Origin of the sequence: Salimicrobium album (assembly GCF_900107115.1) — a bacterium.
Classification (GTDB): domain Bacteria; phylum Bacillota; class Bacilli; order Bacillales; family Halobacillaceae; genus Salimicrobium; species Salimicrobium album.
This window is the reverse complement of sequence record NZ_FNOS01000003.1, coordinates 240604-258916: the sequence shown is the minus strand read 5'-3', so window position 1 is coordinate 258916 and position 18313 is coordinate 240604. Positions and strand designations below refer to the sequence as shown.

At 46.1% G+C, this 18313-nt stretch carries 24 protein-coding genes; 14 read left to right on the top strand and 10 right to left on the bottom strand.

Annotation, left to right across the window (positions count from 1 at the left end; all coding sequences use genetic code 11):
* The first annotated feature begins 38 nt into the window (after window positions 1–38).
* The gene (gene nadE, locus BLU03_RS07360; RefSeq protein ID WP_076572045.1) at window positions 39–791 is read left to right on the top strand and encodes an NAD(+) synthase; all 753 of its coding nucleotides are present in this window, start codon (window positions 39–41) and stop codon (window positions 789–791) included.
* 5 nt (window positions 792–796) lie between these two features.
* A complete protein-coding gene (locus BLU03_RS07355; RefSeq protein WP_093106787.1) occupies window positions 797–1363 on the top strand; it encodes a cysteine hydrolase family protein in 567 nt (188 codons plus the stop codon).
* Between the two features lie 29 nt (window positions 1364–1392).
* On the opposite strand, the gene BLU03_RS07350 is transcribed toward BLU03_RS07355, so the two are convergent.
* Window positions 1393–1749: a DUF488 domain-containing protein gene (locus tag BLU03_RS07350; RefSeq protein ID WP_093106784.1), complete on the bottom strand. Its 357-nt coding sequence runs from the start codon at window positions 1747–1749 to the stop codon at window positions 1393–1395.
* 132 nt (window positions 1750–1881) lie between these two features.
* Here BLU03_RS07350 and BLU03_RS07345 point away from each other — a divergent pair, with 132 nt between their 5' ends.
* From BLU03_RS07345 to BLU03_RS07315, 7 genes are all read left to right on the top strand, one after another.
* Window positions 1882–2448 carry a hypothetical protein gene (locus BLU03_RS07345; protein WP_008589185.1) on the top strand — a complete coding sequence of 189 codons (567 nt, stop codon included), beginning with the start codon at window positions 1882–1884 and terminating at the stop codon, window positions 2446–2448.
* On the top strand, window positions 2423–3079 hold the full coding sequence (locus BLU03_RS07340; protein ID WP_008589186.1) for a response regulator: 657 nt from the start codon (window positions 2423–2425) through the stop codon (window positions 3077–3079). Before BLU03_RS07345 ends, BLU03_RS07340 begins: the two co-directional genes overlap by 26 nt.
* Window positions 3080–3091: 12 nt before the next feature.
* Window positions 3092–3496, top strand: a complete 405-nt coding sequence (locus BLU03_RS07335; RefSeq protein WP_008589188.1) for a GAF domain-containing protein — start codon at window positions 3092–3094, stop codon at window positions 3494–3496.
* Window positions 3493–4806: a PAS domain-containing sensor histidine kinase gene (locus BLU03_RS07330; RefSeq protein WP_076572040.1), complete on the top strand. Its 1314-nt coding sequence runs from the start codon at window positions 3493–3495 to the stop codon at window positions 4804–4806. Before BLU03_RS07335 ends, BLU03_RS07330 begins: the two co-directional genes overlap by 4 nt.
* Window positions 4807–4994: 188 nt before the next feature.
* Window positions 4995–5105 (top strand): cytochrome C oxidase subunit II, encoded by a 111-nt coding sequence (locus BLU03_RS07325; protein WP_076572038.1) that lies wholly within the window; start codon window positions 4995–4997, stop codon window positions 5103–5105.
* Between the two features lie 12 nt (window positions 5106–5117).
* Window positions 5118–5591 (top strand): cytochrome c oxidase subunit II, encoded by a 474-nt coding sequence (locus BLU03_RS07320; RefSeq protein ID WP_008589195.1) that lies wholly within the window; start codon window positions 5118–5120, stop codon window positions 5589–5591.
* Window positions 5588–7246, top strand: a complete 1659-nt coding sequence (locus BLU03_RS07315) for a b(o/a)3-type cytochrome-c oxidase subunit 1 (protein WP_176765434.1) — start codon at window positions 5588–5590, stop codon at window positions 7244–7246. The genes BLU03_RS07320 and BLU03_RS07315 overlap by 4 nt, the downstream gene beginning before the upstream one ends.
* Window positions 7247–7511: 265 nt before the next feature.
* Here BLU03_RS07315 and BLU03_RS07310 read toward each other — a convergent pair whose 3' ends face one another.
* Entirely contained in the window at window positions 7512–7970 is a 459-nt protein-coding gene (locus BLU03_RS07310) for a DinB family protein (RefSeq protein WP_245698755.1), read from the bottom strand.
* 182 nt (window positions 7971–8152) lie between these two features.
* Here BLU03_RS07310 and BLU03_RS07305 point away from each other — a divergent pair, with 182 nt between their 5' ends.
* Entirely contained in the window at window positions 8153–10060 is a 1908-nt protein-coding gene (locus BLU03_RS07305) for an LTA synthase family protein (protein ID WP_093106779.1), read from the top strand.
* A gap of 50 nt (window positions 10061–10110) precedes the next feature.
* Here the strand turns inward: BLU03_RS07305 and BLU03_RS07300 are convergent, their stop codons facing one another.
* From BLU03_RS07300 to BLU03_RS07265, 8 genes are all read right to left on the bottom strand, one after another.
* Entirely contained in the window at window positions 10111–10893 is a 783-nt protein-coding gene (locus tag BLU03_RS07300; protein WP_008589203.1) for a sulfite exporter TauE/SafE family protein, read from the bottom strand.
* Window positions 10894–10971: 78 nt separating this feature from the next.
* Window positions 10972–11202 carry a sulfurtransferase TusA family protein gene (locus BLU03_RS07295; RefSeq protein WP_093106776.1) on the bottom strand — a complete coding sequence of 77 codons (231 nt, stop codon included), beginning with the start codon at window positions 11200–11202 and terminating at the stop codon, window positions 10972–10974.
* Between the two features lie 62 nt (window positions 11203–11264).
* Entirely contained in the window at window positions 11265–12377 is a 1113-nt protein-coding gene (locus BLU03_RS07290; protein WP_407690270.1) for an MBL fold metallo-hydrolase, read from the bottom strand.
* 53 nt (window positions 12378–12430) lie between these two features.
* The gene (locus BLU03_RS07285; protein WP_008589209.1) at window positions 12431–12985 is read right to left on the bottom strand and encodes a sulfurtransferase TusA family protein; all 555 of its coding nucleotides are present in this window, start codon (window positions 12983–12985) and stop codon (window positions 12431–12433) included.
* 18 nt (window positions 12986–13003) lie between these two features.
* The gene (locus BLU03_RS07280) at window positions 13004–13291 is read right to left on the bottom strand and encodes a rhodanese-like domain-containing protein (protein ID WP_076571463.1); all 288 of its coding nucleotides are present in this window, start codon (window positions 13289–13291) and stop codon (window positions 13004–13006) included.
* A gap of 19 nt (window positions 13292–13310) precedes the next feature.
* A complete protein-coding gene (locus tag BLU03_RS07275) occupies window positions 13311–13796 on the bottom strand; it encodes a DsrE/DsrF/DrsH-like family protein (RefSeq protein ID WP_008589213.1) in 486 nt (161 codons plus the stop codon).
* A 48-nt stretch (window positions 13797–13844) separates the two neighbouring features.
* Window positions 13845–14102: a metal-sensitive transcriptional regulator gene (locus BLU03_RS07270; protein WP_008589216.1), complete on the bottom strand. Its 258-nt coding sequence runs from the start codon at window positions 14100–14102 to the stop codon at window positions 13845–13847.
* 207 nt (window positions 14103–14309) lie between these two features.
* Window positions 14310–14693: a DUF302 domain-containing protein gene (locus tag BLU03_RS07265; RefSeq protein ID WP_076571465.1), complete on the bottom strand. Its 384-nt coding sequence runs from the start codon at window positions 14691–14693 to the stop codon at window positions 14310–14312.
* Window positions 14694–14825: 132 nt separating this feature from the next.
* Here BLU03_RS07265 and BLU03_RS07260 point away from each other — a divergent pair, with 132 nt between their 5' ends.
* The 4 genes from BLU03_RS07260 to BLU03_RS07245 all read left to right on the top strand — a co-directional run bounded on the left by BLU03_RS07260 (window position 14826) and on the right by BLU03_RS07245 (window position 18236).
* The gene (locus BLU03_RS07260) at window positions 14826–15425 is read left to right on the top strand and encodes a hypothetical protein (RefSeq protein WP_076571467.1); all 600 of its coding nucleotides are present in this window, start codon (window positions 14826–14828) and stop codon (window positions 15423–15425) included.
* Window positions 15410–16174, top strand: coding sequence for a cytochrome c biogenesis CcdA family protein (locus tag BLU03_RS07255; RefSeq protein ID WP_008589221.1), 765 nt, complete (start codon window positions 15410–15412; stop codon window positions 16172–16174). Before BLU03_RS07260 ends, BLU03_RS07255 begins: the two co-directional genes overlap by 16 nt.
* Window positions 16174–16746: a redoxin domain-containing protein gene (locus BLU03_RS07250; protein WP_008589223.1), complete on the top strand. Its 573-nt coding sequence runs from the start codon at window positions 16174–16176 to the stop codon at window positions 16744–16746. Before BLU03_RS07255 ends, BLU03_RS07250 begins: the two co-directional genes overlap by 1 nt.
* A gap of 80 nt (window positions 16747–16826) precedes the next feature.
* Complete coding sequence (locus tag BLU03_RS07245; protein WP_093106771.1) at window positions 16827–18236, top strand: MBL fold metallo-hydrolase; 1410 nt, start codon at window positions 16827–16829, stop codon at window positions 18234–18236.
* The last annotated feature ends 77 nt before the right edge of the window (window positions 18237–18313 follow it).

The following is an 18313-nucleotide window of genomic DNA, read 5'->3' as shown; positions in this document are numbered from 1 at the left end:
TTTCTAACAGAATATTACAGAGGAAGGTGGAATTTTTAATGAAGGAGTACGTGGATTATTTAACAGAGTGGCTGCAGAGTAAAATCAAAGACGCCAACGCTAAAGGTGCTGCAGTGGGAGTGAGCGGCGGTCTTGATTCGGCTGTAGTCGTGAACCTCATTAAGCGGGCTTTTCCTGACAACTCCCTCGGAGTGATTATGCCGGTCGGACAGGAAGTGGAAGATCAGAAGGAAGCGGTGGAAACCGTTAAGAAAGCGAATCTTTTTTACCTCGGTATAAACCTGACCGAGTCGTACGAAAAACTTTTCAAAGATATTAAAGGAAACATCGAGAGTCACGGGGAGTGGGTGGAAGACAATGAACAGCTGGGCGGTGCCAATCTTAAAGCCCGTTTAAGAATGAGCACATTGTACGCTGTAGCTGCCAACTACAACTATTTAGTGATCGGTACCGGAAACGCCCCCGAGACGTATACCGGATACTTTACGAAATTCGGGGACGGTGCGGCGGATATTGAACCTCTCTCTCATCTCACCAAGCAGCAGGTAAGGGAAATGGCAAGATACCTTGAAGTACCTGAGTCCGTCATTGAAAGACCGCCGAGTGCTGAGCTCTGGGAAGGTCAGACGGATGAGGATGAACTCGGAGTTACGTACGAAACGATAGATGCTTATCTGCGCGGAGAAACGATTGATGAGAAAGACGAACAAATTATCGAGGGGCTTCACGAGAAAAGTAAACATAAGCGTCACATGCCTGCTGTCCCGCCTGAGGTTCCAAAAGGAGAGTAAACGAAATGAGCAATAAAACAGCTTTATTATTGATCGATTTTATCAACAGCATGGATTTCGATGGGGGAGAGAATCTTCTTCAAAATACGAAAGAAATCGTGCCGGATGTGAAGACGTTGAAACAGGAGGCTAAGGACAACGATGTGCCGGTCATCTATGTCAATGATAACTTCGGCCTGTGGCAGGATCACGTGGAGGACCTGATTAAAGACGTGAAAAAAGGGATCGGACGCCCTGTTATAGAAGAACTGGAGCCGGCAAGAGACGAGTACTTCATACTGAAACCCAAACATTCCGGATTTTATGGGACACAGCTTGATATTCTGCTTCAGCAGCTTGGAATCGAGCAGCTCATTATCAGCGGTATCGCCGGAGATATTTGTACGCTGTTCACCGCAAACGACGCCTATATGCGCGGCTATCATTTATGGGTGCCGGAAAATGCTTCTGCTTCTGAATACAAAGAAGATAACGATAATGCGTTAAGAATTATAAAGCGTTCCCTGCAGGCGAATATTACGTCTACAAAAGATTTCACTATAAAAGAGTTTCTTGATGGAAAAGATAAATAAAATGAAGGCTGCCGGATCTCCGGCAGCCTTCATTTTTTACTTTCAAGGATTTCTTTCATCACGACAGCGTGATTATATTCTTTTTCCTTTGTGCCATATAAAAGTACAACTCTTCCCCCGTCACTTTTTTCTTTCAGTCGTTGGAGATCTTCCTGATGATCTCCGTTTTGAAGTTCCTGTTTATAAGAAGAGCGGAACTCTTCAAATTTTTCCTTATCGTGATTGAACCATTTCCGCAGGGAAGAGGAGGGAGCCAATGTTTTTGCCCACTCATCCAGCCCGGCATCTTCTTTGGAGATTCCACGCGGCCATATTCCGTCAATGAGTACACGGTAGCCGCCGAGTTTCGAGTCTTCTTCATAAATTCTTTGCAGTACAACAGACATGGACAATCCCCTTTCTTCAATAATTGAATGATTTCCACCTGTTACAGGGGTTTCTGTATTCTATATTTAGGGGTTTTCCCCGATTCCCGAAACTTACACGTAAATATAGAATAGAAGAAGGAGGGGAAGCAGATGCCTGATGTATCCATTCATAATTTTTACGAACAGCTTCTCGAAGAAGCATCCTTTGATTTACATGAGCGTTACAGTCAATTGCTGACTGGCCTCAAGTGGAAAATGGACGAAGAAGATGCTTTGCTTATATCCTATATCATTGAAGATATGCGTGAGCGGTCTTCGTATTATTCCCCTGTATCTCTCAGGAAGCTGGGGGTGTACCGCGCGTGGAGGACTTACGCAAACCAACTTGGGAAACGGCATGGTATCCGTATATTATTCGAGGAAACTGCTTGTCATGTATGGAATGAAGACAATCCTATAATATTCCGTTTTCTTCAGAAACTGATACAGATCGTCGTCAGCGAAGGCGGCACGGAAGAAATAAGAGTTTTTGTTGAGGGTAATAGTTTGCTATTATTATATGAAAAAGAATTGTATAGAAGCATGAAAGAAGATTTTTTAAAAAAATTCGCTGTCTTTGCGGGCGTCGAGGTTTCCGTTCAGGAAAAGGAGAGCACTGTCGCCTGGGTAGTGAAGAGAGAGGAGGGGCCTCATGATTTCAATACTAATTGTGGATGATCATGCTGTAGTGCGTTCAGGGCTGCGTATGCTGCTGGAGGCACAGGAGAATCTGGAAGTGGCAGGTGAAGCCTCGGAAGGTAACGAAGCCTACGCCATGACAGAGGAACAACGTCCGGACCTTGTACTTATGGACTTGTCGATGCCTCATGGGAAGGATGGACTTTCCGCAACGTCCGAGATTAAAAATAAATTTCCTGAAACGAACGTCCTTGTTCTGACTATGCACGACGATGAGGAGTATTTGTTCAGGGCGATTCAGCTGGGTGCTTCCGGATGCATATTGAAAAATGCTCCTCACGATGAGCTGATCAAAGCGATACATCAGGTTTCAAAAGGGGATGCCTATCTCTACCCTTCCGCAACGAAACGGCTGATGGAAGAGTATATGACGAAGGTGGAAAAAGGGAAAGAAGGAGATCGTTTTTCTTTACTTTCGGATCGGGAAAAAGAAGTTCTTGCTCTGGTGGCTAAAGGTTATTCCAATAAAGAAACCGGGGAAAAACTGATCATCAGTGTGAAAACGGTGGAAGCGCACAAAGCGAACGTGATGGAAAAACTCCAGTTGAAGACGAGACCGGAGCTGGTAGAGTATGCGTGGAAAAAAGGGCTGTTTGGCTATTCGATATAAGGAGCGATGAGTGTGGAAGTACTACTCCGGGAAATTAAAAAGAACCTTCAGGCCGACGTTGTGGCGATAGCAGAATGGAAGAAGAAAGAGGCCTCTATCCAATGGAGTCACACAATCGGCATGAATACTAATAAACATCTGCACGTTCGTATCCTTTACGGTCTGGGTATCGTCGGCAAAGTGATGCAGTCCGGCACGCCTATGTACTACTATTCAGATGCAGAAGCTCACGAGGACCCTCTCGTATATTCGGAGTCCCTGAAATCATTTTTCCTCGTTCCTCTCGCTTCAGGCGCCAGTCTTCCGAGCGTAATGATGGTCGGGTATCGAACACCGGTTGACCTGCCCGGAGAGAAGCAGTGGGCTCTTTGGCGAAACCTGTTAACAGAGAAGTTGAAAGGGGGAGAACCGTTATGAAAAGTCCGATAACATCGTTCGCATCTATCCAGGAAGGTCTTTTTTTATTTGATAAAACAGGAGAAGTGTTATTTGCTAACGAACAGGCCTGGCAGATGGCTCGTTCTTCGGTTACGGATATAGAAGATGTGTTTCTTGATTTTTCGCAGGAAGAGCTTGAAAAGTGTGAAAAGAACGTACTGCTTGATAAACATCTCCTGCTTGCCGACGGGCAAACGATTCCCGTGCTGGTGGTCGTATACGAAAAAGACGATATGTACATCGTAACGCTTAGCAACATACGGGAGCGGAGCCGCATTGCCCCGGATTTTTATCAGCCGCTAAAAGAGCTTCTTGACATTAAATACGCTCTTGACGAATCTTCTATTGTGGCAGTGACGGACCAGCGCGGGCGCATTAAATACGTTAACCGGAAGTTTTGTGAAGTGTCTAAATATGAACCGGGAGAACTGATTGGGAAAGATCACCGTGTCTTAAACTCAGGTACCCATTCGAAAGAGTTTTTTAAACAACTCTGGAAGACGATCGGTACCGGTAACGTATGGCGCGGCGAAATTTGCAACAGGACGAAGGACGGGGGCTTCTACTGGGTGGAAACAACTATTGTACCTTTTCTGAAAGAGGATGGAAAGCCGTATCAGTATTTGGCTATCAGGAATGAAATAACGGCAAGAAAACAGTTCGAACAGGAACTGAAAGAAATGGCGACGAGGATTCTTTCTGTACAGGAAGAAGAGAAGCGACGCCTGTCCCGGGAATTACATGACGGGATCGGCCAGAATCTGTACAGTCTTCTCATCGGCCTGCAGCGGTTACAACAGGAAGGTACAACCCCTCTCGTTGACAGCATGGAAGAAGAAGTGAGCAGTATCATTCAAAAGGTGCGTGATATCTCCTGGGAACTTAGGCCTTCAACGCTCGACGAGCTCGGTCTGATTCCGGCGATACGATCGTTTGTGAACAGGCACCGGGAAGCATACGGAATGGAAGCGAATTTCAGAACTACACTGACAACGCGTCTGGACCCGGAGACGGAAACCGCGATTTACCGTATTGTGCAGGAGTCTATGACGAATGCACGTAAGTATGCAGGAGTAGAAGAAGTGAAGGTTGAAATTGAGGAAAACCTGGACTATATTTCCCTGGTCATCCGCGACGAGGGGGAAGGCTTCGATAAACGCCGGACAGAAAGAGGGGTAGGGACCTTCAGCATGCAGGAAAGGGCCCGATCGGCAGGTGGTGAACTCACTGTTTACTCCAGACCGGGAGAGGGCACGACTGTTAAAGCTACGTTCCCTAAAAATATGTAAAAATTTCAGAATCAGAACGCTTTTTATACCTGGATGCAGGGGGTGAACTTTGCTGAAACAACTATTCACACCCTGTCCTCCGGGTTTTTTTAATTTATAGGGGATTACCTTCATAAAGATGAGGGGATTCCCCGATAACTATTCGAACCCTTTCTTTTTATAATTGAAAAGAAAGGGGGAAGACAGGCATGAAAAAAGAACCGCCTCTGAAAGGAACGCTGGTTAGCGTGTTCGTGGTCGGATTCATTATCGTTGCTATGTGGATAGGGGTATATACCCTGTATATCGGTCGTTTATAAAGGAGGGTGTTTATGCATTTACATAAGTATGAAAAAATTTGGCTTACATTCGGTTTTGCAGCACTCATCATTTTCCTTTCGGTTGTGGGGGTCAGTGCGTTTCATCAGGGTCACACTCCGGCAGGTGGTCTTCAAAAAGTGGATCCGGATAACCTGGAATCTACTCCTCCTTTTGATAAGCCCGGTGTGCATGAAAAGGAAGACGGAAGTTATGAGGTAGCAGTAGTCGCTGAGGCTTTCGGGTACACTCCTGGAGAAATTCAGGTGCCTGCCGGAGAAAAAGTGACGTTCAAAGTGACGAGTAAAGACGTAACTCACAGTTTTTCCATTGTAGATACCAATGTAAATATGATGGTAGTACCCGGTCAGGTGAATGAGAAGACTCACGTGTTCCGTGACCCGGGCAAATATTTGATTGTGTGTAACGAGTATTGTGGCTCAGGCCATCATTTTATGAGCATGGAAATTGAGGTGGTGGACCAGTGACAGCAGTATCCATTCCGAATCCGGAAAGAAAATTAGCCCTTACGAATTTAGGTATAGCCTATACAGCTTTTATTATTGGTACCCTGTGTGGTTTGATGCAGGTATTCATACGGAACGACGCCCTGCAGTTACCTGCCTGGCTGGATTACTATCAGATTTTAACGGCTCATGGTGTGCTTCTGGCTCTCATATTTACTACATTTTTTATCTTTGGTTTTTTCCAGTCCGGCATGAGCAGAACCTTAGGGGCTTTCGGGCCGAAAGTTGTGTTTTGGAACTGGGTCGGTCTGATTATTACCACAACGGGTACAGTGATGGCTACAGTAATGATTGTAAGCGGAGAGGCCTCTGTTCTTTATACTTTTTATGCCCCGATGATGGCTAATGGCTTTTTCTATGTAGGACTGGCGCTGTTCGTCGTCGGTACCTGGGTGCAAAGCTTTGCTTTAGCGGGTCACTACTTAGTGTGGCGCAAAGCGAATAAGGGAGAAAAAAGTCCGCTTTTTGCTTATATGACAGTCGCTACCATTATCCTGTGGATCATTGCCTGTCTCGGAGTAGTCGCTACTGTCCTGTTCCAGTTTATCCCATGGGCGTTCGGCTGGAAAGAAGGTATTAACGTAGAGTTGAGCCGCTCATTATTCTGGTATTTTGGCCATCCGCTCGTTTATTTCTGGCTTCTTCCGGCTTACATCGGATGGTATGTCATTGTGCCGAAAATCATTGGTGGAAAAGTCTTCAGTGATTCTCTGGCCAGACTATCGTTTATCTTATTCATACTGTTTTCTATACCGGTAGGATTTCACCACCAGTTGACGGAACCGGGAATCGCCAGCTTTTGGAAGTTTCTGCAGACGGTACTCACGTTCATGGTAATAGTGCCTTCTCTTATGACGGCCTTCTCCATGTTTGCAGTATTTGAAACGAGAGGGCGTGAACTCGGAGGGAAGGGGTTATTCGGATGGTTCCGTAAACTCCCGTGGAAAGATGTAAGATTCACATCCATTTTTATTGCAATGCTGTTTTTTATCCCCGGAGGAGCCGGAGGAATTATTAACGCAAGTTTTCAGATGAATGAAGTGATTCACAATACTCTCTGGGTGGTCGGCCATTTCCACATTACGGTCGGTACCCCTGTAGCCATGACATTTTTCGGAATAACGTTCTGGCTCATTCCTTTTCTGACGAAACGCGTGTTTACAAAGGCTCTTCAGCGTCTTGCGCTGATTCAGATCATTACCTGGTCGATCGGCATGGTTTTGATGAGTACGGCTCAGCATGTGCTCGGGTTGTTTGGTGCTCCCCGTCGTACAGCTTATACGGGGTATCAGCATGAGGATGCACTTGCCTGGTTTGAAGGAATCATTTCCAATCACGTGACGATGGCGGTAGGGGGGTCCATCCTCTTTCTTTCAGCCTCCCTGCTCATTTTTATAGTTGTTCAGCTGGCCTGGTTCGCTCCCATGGCTGAAAGTGCCACGCAGGAGACATTTCCTATAGCAGAAAGTGATGCGAGGGAGACACCGGGGATCCTTGAGAACTGGACAGTGTGGATAGGTGTAGCTCTTGTTCTGATTGCTGTAGCTTATACTATTCCCGTTGCAGATATGATTCAGCATGCACCCCCTGGTTCCGACGGCTTCAGGACCTGGTAGGAAAGGAGAAAAAATATGTCTTTTGCATTTGCTTTTACGATATCGATGGTTATCATGCTGACGATAGTACTTGGCATAGTAGTGGAATTGGCGGAAGAGTAAGACGACACATTTTGCACAGTTTCTGTAAGTCGTCGTAAATAAATCAGTAAGGGAACCGCAATAAAATTGAAGAGACACAGCAGATCGGAAGGTTAGAGTTCGATCTGCTGTGTCTCTTAATGTTATCTATTACCTGTTTTATTCACGTTCCTTCATTTATGGCTTATAAGGAAACGTAATATGGGAGATCATCGTGTCCCATTGCTCTTACATAGACGAATAACTGCCCTTTGTGATGAATTTCATGGTGCATGCCGGTTTCCAGTACCTTTTCGGCCGGAAGTTTCTCTCCCAGCATATCGCTGACATCAATAGTCTTGTCAAAATCTTCCTCGCTCATGGAAGCAATCAGTTTTTCTGTTTCCTGTGTGTAAGTGGAAGCTTTCGATTTAAGTTCCGTATTATCATCGTCGTCGAAAAGCTTGGCAGGAGACTGATTGTTAGCGAGACGGGCGAACGTGTAAGTCGCCTCCAGAATGTGGTTTGCGAGTTTACCCACCGGCATGGATGTATCCGTAGGCGCGAAATCCAGTTTCTTCTCGTCTATCAAAGCTATCAGATCGTTCGTCACCTTACGATGGGCACGAAACGTAGCAAGAAAATCTTCTTTTCTGTTACTCACTGTAATTCCTCCTATAGTCATTTTCATAGAGATTCTTCCTGTTTCTCTTATCGTGTAAACCTTTTATTCAATATTAAAGCGCCTTCAATTGTGACGATTTCCTTAAAATAGCATGTTTCGATACACTTTAGGGAGGAAATGATGTAAAATAATGTTGTGCGAAACTTAACGGAGGTTTTACAATGATTACTAAAATTAAAAATGCTTTTATTAATAACAAAACGAAATTCGGCACGTATGCTGCAGTGATTGCACTGTTCTGGCTGAAGATGTATGTGATCCAGCGGTTCGTGTTCAATCTTCCGGTGGAGAATACGAATGAAGCTTTTATTCTCGCCTTTAACCCGCTGAGCAGTATTCTTCTTATCTTTGGGATCGGATTGCTTATTGCAGGAAGAAAAGGGATGCTGATTTCGTACATCCTCGGTTCTGCGCTTTTGTACATTAACGTACTGTTTTACAGAGAATATAACGATTTTATCACTCTACCGATGATTGAGCAGGTAGCCAACCTTGCCGGCATGGGAGGAAGCATTCAGGAAATTCTTTCTTTCGGGGATATTTTCCTCTTTGTAGATGTATTAATCGCCGCGTTCCTTCTTTTCTATCTAAGAAAAGATCGTTTCGTCTCTTTTATGCCGAAACGCTGGGAAGGGTTCGCTTTTGCAGTAGTAGCTATTCCTGTATTTATGATTAATTTAGCGTGGGCAGAAACAGAGCGTACGGATCTTCTGGAACGTACTTTTGACAGGAACATGCTTGTGCAGTACATCGGCCTGCTGAACTATCATGCTTATGATATAACGCTGCAGGGGCGTACGGAAATGAAGCGGACTTTCGCGGACAGCAACGAACTGGTTCCTGTGATCAACTATCTGAACGAACAGAACGTGGAAGACAGTGATAAGCTTGAAGGGGTGGCCGAAGGGAAAAACGTCATTTTAATTTCTCTTGAGAGTACGCAGACGTTTGCTATTGATAATACTGTCAACGGCCAGGAAATAACTCCTTACTTCAACCAGATGAAAGAAGAGGGGATTTACTTCAATAACTTCTACCATCAGGTGAAACAGGGACGTACGTCGGACTCCGAGTTTTTACTCGATAACTCTCTTTATCCGTTGAACAGGGGAGCGGTGTTCTTCACTCATTCCGGTAACGAATATGAAGCGACTCCGGAAATTTTAAGTGAAAATGGATACGCGACGTCGACGATGCACGCTAACGATAAAACGTTCTGGAACCGTAATGTGATGTATGACTCTCTTGGATACGACAAATACTATTCGAAGGAAGACTATAATGTAACGGAAGAGAAATCACACGGATGGGGTTATCTTGATGAGTATTTCTTCCAGGATTCGCTCGATAAGATGAAAGATATGGACAAACCATTCTATACGAAAATGATTACTCTTACGAACCACTATCCGTTTACGCTTCCTGAAGAACTTAAGTATATTGAAGCGGGAGACACTTCCAGCAAAACATTGAACAACTACTTCCAGACGATGCGTTATCAGGATGAGGCACTTAAACAGTTCGTGGAAGAATTTAAGCAGTCGGATCTTTACGACAATACGGTACTGATGATTTACGGAGACCACTTCGGTATTTCCGAAAACCACCAGAAGGCAATGGGTCAGTATCTTGATAAAGATATAGGACCATTCGAACAATTCCAGCTTCAGCGCGTTCCGTTCCTGATCTACGGGAAGGACATTCCGGCCATGAACAAGGAAACAGTAGGAGGTCAGATTGATATGAGACCGACGATTATGAATCTCCTTGGAATGGAAGAGGAAGAAGATAATCCGATCCAGTTCGGTACGGATCTGTTGAATGAAAATCGTAAAGAATTCGTGGCAGACCGTGATGGCAACTTCGCGAACGAGGAATATGTAGGCATTGAAGGTGTCTGTTACGACCGGGAGACCGGCGAGAAAGTAACGGCCGAACAGGCATGTGAAGAAGGTTTTGACAGAGCACAGGAAGAACTGAGCATGTCGGATTCCGTCATTTATGGAGACTTGCTTCGCTATCTCGACGAAAGTCGACTGGTGGAAGAAAACGGCCAGTCTTCGGAATAAACGTTAAACCCCCTGCAGCAGCCAGCTGCAGGGGGTTTTTCGTATAGCTGTCAGATTCCGAAAATATCCAGCCATATTTTGATAGCCGTGCCAAGTATGAGAACAGCAAGCATTCCCTGGAGGATAGTGGTGTTCATCTTCTTGCCTGCTTTGGCTCCGAGTGGAGCAGCAATAAGACTGGCAACAATCATAATACCGGCAGCGAGATAGTCCACCTGACCCGTCGAAATTTTTCCGATAGTGGAACCGATGGAAGATATGAGAGTGATCGCGAGCGACGAAGCGATCGTCATTTTTGTCGGTATCTTCATGACGGTAAGCATGATAGGCACAAGCAGGAAAGCTCCTGCGGCTCCGACAATACCTGCACCGATTCCGACGACAAGAGCGAGTACGGAGGCGAGCGGTTTGTTAAATGTAACTGTACTGAAATCCTGGTCGTCCAGACCTTTTTTCGGAATGAACATCATTACGGCTGCAATGAGAGCAAGGATACCGTATACGAAATTGATGCCTTCTTCCGGAAGAAGGCGGGAGCCGAAACCTCCGATCAGACTTCCAATCAGTACGGAAACTCCCATGTAGAGGATCAACTCTTTGTGCAGGTAATTCCCTTTCCGGTAGGCCCATACACCGCCGATAGTGGCAAAGAAGACCTGGACGGCACTGATACCCGAGACTTCGTGAGCGGTAAAAGCGGTAAATCCTACAAGGGTAGGGATGTATAAAAGCATAGGGTATTTGATGATCGATCCGCCGATTCCGAGCATGCCGGAAATATAAGAGCCCGCGAACCCGATCAGGAATATTGTAATGATCAAACCGATTTCCATATAAGTTTCCTCCTTTACAAATGGAGAAGGGGACCTTTGAATAAAGGCCCCCTCCCAATCAGGTGATGCAGAGGAGAGTTACTCCCCTTTTTTAATCCAGAACTTGAGGACTTCGGAGCTTTCGTCCGTTTCCAGAAGCTCGTGGCCAGAGGATTTAGTCCATGCACTCAGGTCGCTTTTGGCTCCCTGGTCCGTAGCATGTACCTCAAGTATTTCTCCAGTTTCGATATCCTTGATGGCTTTTTTCGTTTTTACGATCGGCATTGGGCAGGCCAGTCCTGTTGCATCGAGTGTTTTTGTTACGTTCATGTTAAACATCCTCCTTGAATAATATAATGAAAGTTTGTTCTTGCTTCTGCTGCTGTCCGCTTTTAACGGACGGCGCAGCGGTTTGGACCGATTTCCATTTCGCGTTTTCTTTCACTGTCCGGTGCAACCTGTCCCATATTCGTTTCGCGGATTTCCTGATAGGCATTCGGTTGCGGTGGCAGATTTTCCGTGACAGTCTTTCTGAACTCGGCTTCATCTTCAATGTTCAACCCGTGGTTCTCTTTGTAAAGAACCGAGAGTTTTTCCTGAACAGAACCATCGTCGTTCAATTCATCTGTAGCCGTGTAGTGGGCCGGAAGAACGATGAGGTTGTCAGAGAGTTCCCTGTATCTTTCGTAAAGGGTGGTACGGAGATCCTGTACCCAGTCTTCCGCTTTCCCGGCAAGATCCGGACGTCCGATAGAGGCAATGAACAGGATATCCCCTGTCAGTAAATACTGCCCGTCGATGACGAAAGAAGTGGAGCCTATGGTGTGCCCCGGGGAATATAGCGCCTGGATATCAATGTCTGTTTCTCCTACCCTGATGGTCTTCCCGTCTTCCAGAGGTTTATAATCGAACGTTACACCTTCTGCGTCTTTCGGAGGCAGCCAGTACGTACCGCCTGACTCTTCGGCAAGAGCACGACCTCCGGAAATGTGATCAGCGTGCAGGTGGGTGTCCATCGTATGGTTGATGGTAACTCCTTTTTCTTTGGCGAAATCCGTATAAATATCAGTCATGCGGTTGGCATCGATCACCGCAGCTTCTTCTCCTGAAAGAACCATATAGGAAAGGCATCCTTTACCGAGACGAACGAACTGATACAGTTCACCGCCATTCGCCAGGTCGCTTATTTTCACGGGTGCCAGGTGTTCACTCCATGCTTTCATACCGCCTTCAAGATAGGACACTTCCAGACCTTCATCAGCAAGCATTTCTCCTACCATAACCGAAGACCCCTCTTTGGCACACACGACAAGGATGTTCTTATCTTTTGGGAGATCGTCCATGATTTCCTCAACCCCGTCGATCAGGTCGAAGTAGGGAACGTTCATATATTCGAAGTTTACCCCTTCTACTTTCCAGTCTTCGAACGCATCTTCGTTCCGTACGTCCAGAATAAACAATTCTTCTTTATTTACTGCTTTCCTTGCCAGTTCAGATGGTTTCATTGGTTGTAGTGACAATTACATAACCCCCTGTGGTTTATTTCTGTATTATATCTTCAGGATTTTTCCGTCTCTTTTGACCATTCACTCATACCCGGAACTACGTTGTATACTTTGTCATAGCCGTTTTCCGTGAGCTTCTGCGCCGCCATATCACTGCGGTTACCTGTACGGCACACGACATATATTTCTTTAGAGGAATCGATCTCGTTCATACGCTCGTCAAGCTCCCCGAGAGGAATGGAGACAGCTCCCGGGATGTGGCCGAAAGCATATTCTGCTGATTCTCTCACATCCACAACCACTGCATCGTCGTTACGATTTTCAAGTTCTTCGTTTCCTACTGTATTCGGATGGGTTTTTTCCGGTTTCTCCTCATCCGCTTTGCGGACGTAGTGGTAAAGTACACCGTCCGTTTCGTTGGTGCCGAGGTACTGGTGTCCCGACTTATTTGCCCAGGCTTTAAGGTCGGTTGTAGATCCCTGATCTGTAGCCTGTACTTCAAGCACCTGACCTGCCTCGAGATCTTTCATCGTTTTTTTCGTTTTGACGATCGGCATAGGGCACGCAAGCCCTTTAGCGTCTAATTGCATATCAGTTGTAATACTCATAATGATGACCTCCTGTTTTTATTCAGTCTTACCGTCGTAATTCATCATGCCGCCTTCCATATTGGTGACGTCGTACCCCTGGTTTTCAAGGAAACGCGCGGCCTGGGAACTTCTCCCTCCGGAACGGCATACGGTAACGTAAGCTTCTTTTTTATTCAGTTCATTCATCCGGTATTCCAATACCCCGAGAGGGATGTGAATAGCTCCGGGTATTTTTCCTTCGGCTACTTCGTCCGCTTCCCGGACATCTATAACATTTAAATCGCTATACTGCGTTTCTACTTCATGTGCCTGGATTGTTTTCATAACAATACCTCTTAATTGTTTAGATAAACAGGTTGATAGCTCCGTCTTCACCTTCACCGATATAAGCAGCAACGCCGCCGTACTCGATGTCGTCGAGAAGTTCTTCTTTTCTGAGACCTAAAAGATCCATCGTCATGGTGCAGGCAATCAAATTGATATCCTGTTCCTGAGCCATTTCTATCAAGTCTTCGACGGGCATGGCATTGTGCTTCTTCATAACGTCCTTGATCATTTTCTGACCGAAACCGCCGAAGTTCATTTTGGAGATGCCCATTCGTTTGGCGCCGCGCGGCATCATACGACCGAACATTTTTTCAAGTCTTGATTTGTTCTCAATGAGCATCTTGTCGTCCTTACGGAGGGCGTTCAGTCCCCAGAACGTGTGGAAAATGGTTACATCGTGATCGTAGGCTGCAGCACCGTTTGCGATGATGTAGGCAGCCATTGCCTTATCGTAATCTCCACTGAATAGAATAATGTTGGTTTTTTTGTTTTCGGATGACATGATTATTTCCTCCTTATACCTACAGGGGTATTATTTTATTGAAAAAAATTATCTGCTTTTCACCAGAAGCTGCACTGCTTCGTTGATTGCAACTTCCTGATCTTCCTCGTTTTCTTCCTCTCTGACGCACGCTACAAGATTGGAACTTACGAGTACGCCGATGGAACGGTCGATAGCACTGCGGGAGGCTGAGAGCTGGGTGATAACGTCCTTGCAATCTTTTCCTTCTTCCATCATCTTCAGTACACCCCGAAGCTGACCTTCCAGACGTTTTATTCTGTTTATTTCTTTGTTGCTGTATTCCATCTGTCTTCCCTCCCTTAGCGAGACTGATGCTTACTATATACCTATGGGGGTATATTGTCAACGAAAAAAATTTGCTGTTTAATGTGAGGTGATTTCTTTTAATCAACTAAGTGCATCTTATACCCCTACAGGTATTTTGTCAACAAGATATGCTTATTTTATTTGAGATCTCCGGAGAAAAAGAAAAACCCCCTTCAGAAGGAGGTTTTAAGCTGCGTTATCGATGCAGACTTTCAGACGTTCTTCAATATCGGCCGCTACATCTTTAATTTCTTTATCATCGATCATTTCCATAAGGGACGTAGGTTTCGGCATACCGATTTTAATCTGCCCCTGATCGTTGTATACGACCATTTTACATGGGAGAAAGTAGCCTGCGAGGAGATCTTTTTCGAGGATGTGTTTGGCTTCTTTCGGGTTACATACTTCAAGTATCCGGTAATCCGTATCGAAGTCGAGACCTTTTCCCTGAAGCGTCTCTTTCACATCGAAGTTCCATAGTACGCCGAACTGCGCTTCCTGAAGGCTTGCCTGAAGACTTTCTACTGCTTCTTCGAGGTTTTTATCCGTTTCTACTGTATAGTGGAACATGTCGTTTCACTCCTTTTTGTAGTATTTCTCAAATAAGTGTACCCTCGCAGGTATATAAATAAACACGTGAAGTTCATTCATTATTCACAAAAGGAAAAGAGTATTATGGTATAAAGGAGAGGGAGGGAGATTATGTTTGTGCCTCCATATTTAATTATAAGATTGACTGCTTTACTGGTAAGCGCAGGTGTGTTCCGGTTTGCACGGACAGGTATGGAGGGAAAAAAAGAGGTCTTTTCAAAGGGAACGACCCTGCTGACTACGTTTTTCCTCGTGTTTTTCAGCAGTAAACTGGTTACCACCTTTCCTATGGTACTTGATTACCCGGTGACGGTATTGAGTTATCCGAGCGGTACGCTTGAGTTCTACATAGCGTCGGTCGCCGCGGCTATTCATGCTTTCCGGCTGAAGTTGAGCAAGGACGAACTGTACGGAATGACTGTTCTTCTTTCGGGTTCGTTTTTCTTCTACTATATTGGAAGTATAATAATTATGGAAGATAACGTATTACATGAACTCGTTATATGGTTTATTATCTATGCGGGAAGTCTTTTATGGAAGAATTACTGGTCAGCCCTGTTTGGAAGTGTGATGCTTGCTGCGGGTGCTGTCAGTCTGATCGTCCCGGTACTTGACGTTATGGGAGTGCCGGTGGACGCCGGGTATTATTTTGTAATCGCTGCCGGCGTGTTCATTATGGGCAGGGGGGTATTTAAATGGAAGCGGACGTAACGTTTTGGCTGGCTTTCGGGGCAGGCGTTTTATCTTTTCTTTCGCCGTGCACGCTGCCGATTTTTCCGGCCTATTTATCATATATTACAGGTATGAGTGTGAAAGATATACAGGATCAGAACAATCCTCAAATAAGAAAAAAAGTCCTTCTGCATTCGGTTTTCTTCCTGATCGGGGTGGCAACGGTTTTCCTGAGCCTCGGGTTCGGGGCATCACTTGCCGGACAATGGATGCAGGGAGTGCTGACCGGGGATTCCGGAGTTTTCCTGCAGCGGATCGCCGGCGTTTTCATTATCGTGATGGGGCTGTTTGTAGCAGGATGGATCAATTTCTCCTGGCTGATGCGGGAAAAACGGTTCTCTGTAAAGCCTAAGAGAACCCTGGGGTATACCGGTTCTGTTTTTACAGGTCTCGGATTTGCAGCCGGATGGACGCCGTGTATCGGCCCGATTTTCGGTTCGATTCTCGTACTTGCAGCCAGTAACCCCACGCAGGGGATGGTTTACAGCGTATTTTACGTACTCGGTTTCGCTTTGCCGTTTCTGATTTTCTCATTCTTCGTTGGTTCTGCAAGAGCGGTAGTGCGCTACAGCCAGATATTCATGAAAGTGGGAGGCAGCCTCATGGTTGTGATGGGGATAATGCTATATACGGGTCAGCTCACGAGAATATCCAATATGCTTCTCCGTATGGTGCAGGACACCTGGCTTTCTAACCTGGGTACAATTATATTCAGGGGGATATTGTAGTGAAGAAATGGATTGTAATTGCAGTCGTTGTAGTATTGTTCGGATGGGCTCTTTACGACCTTCTATATGAACCGGAAGAGACGGCGACACAGGAAAGTGGAGATACAGTGATGACAGCCGAAGGACCGGATGGCCAGAACGATTCTTCAAGTTTTGAAAAAGGGGAACCGGCTCCTGACTTTACGCTTCCGACATTAAGTGGAAAAGAGGTGAGTCTCTCCGACTATCGGGGAACCCCGGTAATTGTGAACTTCTGGGGCACGTGGTGCCCGCCGTGTCGTGCAGAAATGCCGGATATGGAAGAAGTGTACAGCTCCAGGGATGATTTTGAAATACTTGCGGTGAACCTTACGGAAACAGAAGCGACAAGAAATGATGTAAGCCAGTTTGCGGGAGAGTTCGACCTTTCATTTCCTGTATTACTTGATCGCAATTCGGACGTGATGGCTAAATACGAAGTAGGGCCTGTACCGACTTCCGTGTTTATAGATAAGGAAGGGAAAGTCCAGTCTGTGATTCTCGGAGGTATGAACAAAGATTTGATGGAACAGAGGCTCGAAGAAATGAAATAGGTTTAATGATTTTCCGGAACGGATATACCTCTAATATACCCCGTACGGTAGTTAAAAATAACAATAGGAGGTCAATTTCTATGTTACTGAAACATTTTTATGATGATAATCTGGCGCAGGCGTCTTATCTCGTCGGTTGTCAGGCAACCGGTGAGGCAGTAGTCATCGACCCTGCACGCGAGATTGAACCTTATATCAAAGAAGCGAACGAAAACGGTTTGACCATCAACGGTGCCCTTGAAACTCACATCCACGCGGATTTCGTTTCCGGAGGCCGTGAAATGGCAGAGCGTCTCGGAGCTGTACTGTACGTCTCCGATGAAGGAGATGACGACTGGAAGTACGAAAATATCGACCACCTTCCCCATCAGCTTCTGAAAGACGGAGACGAAGTGAAAGTGGGAAACGTCACGATAGGCGTTCTTCATACTCCGGGCCACACACCGGAGAGTCTGTCGTTCACTCTGAAAGACGGAGGAACGGATAATGCCATGGGCGTCTTCACCGGTGATTTCCTCTTTGTCGGCGACGTCGGCCGTCCGGATCTTCTGGATAAAGCTGCAGGGGCTGAAGGTACTGCAGAAAAAGGCGGACAGCAGATGTTTGAATCTCTTCAGAAGTTCAGTGAACTTCCGGATTATCTGCAAATCTGGCCCGGTCACGGAGCAGGCAGTGCCTGCGGTAAGTCTCTCGGTGCCGTGCCACAGTCCACCCTCGGTTATGAAAAGAAAGAAAACTGGGTGTTCAGTCATACGGACGCCGATGAGTTCGTTAAAGAACTGACGGATGGACAGCCGGCGCCTCCGGTTTATTTCGCCGAAATGAAAAAGGTGAACAAATCCGGAGCGGAAATCGTACGCGACCTTAACGATCCGAAACGTATCGATAATCCGAAAGAGCTTGAAGAAGCGATCGATAACGGTGTCCAGGTTCTCGATACCCGTGACTCCGCCCGTTTTGCGAAGAATCACGTGAAAGGGACATTTAATATCCCGATCAACAAATCCTTCGCTAACTGGGCCGGATGGCTCGTGGATTACGACCGGGATCTTTATATCCTTACCGATGAGAAGGATCACCACGAAGTTCTGACAGCTCTCCGCTCGATCGGAATCGACAATGTTACCCACTATATGGATGCCACTCAGGCGGTCACTATGAGTGACCGTACGGAGCACTACCACAACGTAACTCCGGAAGAGTCGGTATCGATGATCGAGAACGGAGAAGCGAAAGTGCTCGACGTCCGTTCCGAGGAAGAATATGAAGAAGCGCACATTGAAGGTGCCGCTCACATTTATCTCGGAGAATTACCGGATAAGATCGACGAAGTGCCGGCAGATCGCCCGCTCGTTGTTCAGTGCGGCTCCGGCGTGCGCTCGGCTATTGCTGCAAGTGTTCTCCAGGCGAACGGCATCACCGATATCCGTAATATGGATGGCGGTTTCGGTCTATGGAAGAAACAGGTCAATAAACTGATTGAAGCATAATACTGCCAAAAGTCCCCGGCCCGGGGGCTTTTTTTTGGGTCGCCGGGGAGAAACTCCGTTCCGGTGGACGAAGGGGT